Consider the following 773-nt stretch of genomic DNA (forward strand, 5'->3'; position numbering starts at 1 on the left):
CTTGAAGTGAATGTTCAGGCCGTGCGCGAACATCAGCGCAGCGCCCTGCTTCATGTTGGCGGCGAGCTCGGTCTAGCGACTTTACCGACAGTCAGTAAGCCAGCTCGACGGCCCCCAAGTGCTTTGGCAGGCTTTTCCGGGAGCTCCTCTCAAACGGGGGTTTCCCGAAATTCATTTCGCACCTGCGTGCATGTGACAGAACCTGCGGTCTGGAAGCCCTTTCGTTGTAGGGATTTAACCCCTTACCCCTCTTCCGTCAGGCTGTAGGAAAGGTCTGCTCTTTCTTGCGCTTCTATTGGACTTTCAGGTGAGTGCGGGGGCAGCGACTAGGGTCTGTTAGCTCCTGATCATTCTTCCCATCTGCGGCATGAACAACGGATGGGATGGCTGATGACGGGTGGGCTGACGGATGGACAATAGGCGGTGCTGGCGGCCTTGATCGAGGCGTGCCGCCCGCACCACAAGACCCAGCACCACGACCTGCGGCGCACGATCGAGGCGATCATCTGGCGCTGCCAGAACGGGGCGAAGTGGCGCAGCCTGCCGGCCGAGTACAGCCCTTAGTGGATGGCGGCCCAGACCTTCATCCGCCTTCGGCGACCTGCTGGCCGCCGCTCCGCTGGAGACCGGGTCAGCCGTCTGCTGACGGCTGATGGGGCAAGCTCGGTGTGTGGGAACGGCGGCTGGCCATGGCGCAGGAGCATGGCGTGCAGCTCGGCACGACCTTCTTGGACGGCAGCACCATCCGGGCGCACCGACAAGCGGCCGGTGTG

1 protein-coding gene and 1 pseudogene are annotated in these 773 nt (G+C 62.6%); one reads left to right on the forward strand and one right to left on the reverse strand.

The features are described from left to right. A pseudogene (locus tag EQG76_RS33875) lies at positions 1-63 on the reverse strand (hypothetical protein); the annotation flags it as partial. Positions 64-423: 360 nt separating this feature from the next. Here EQG76_RS33875 and EQG76_RS31375 point away from each other — a divergent pair. After that, complete coding sequence (locus tag EQG76_RS31375) at positions 424-564, forward strand: transposase (RefSeq protein ID WP_159719122.1); 141 nt, start codon at positions 424-426, stop codon at positions 562-564. The last annotated feature ends 209 nt before the right edge of the window (positions 565-773 follow it).

The sequence above is a fragment of the Geminicoccus flavidas genome, from assembly GCF_009806515.1.
Classification (GTDB): Bacteria; Pseudomonadota; Alphaproteobacteria; order Geminicoccales; family Geminicoccaceae; genus Geminicoccus; species Geminicoccus flavidus.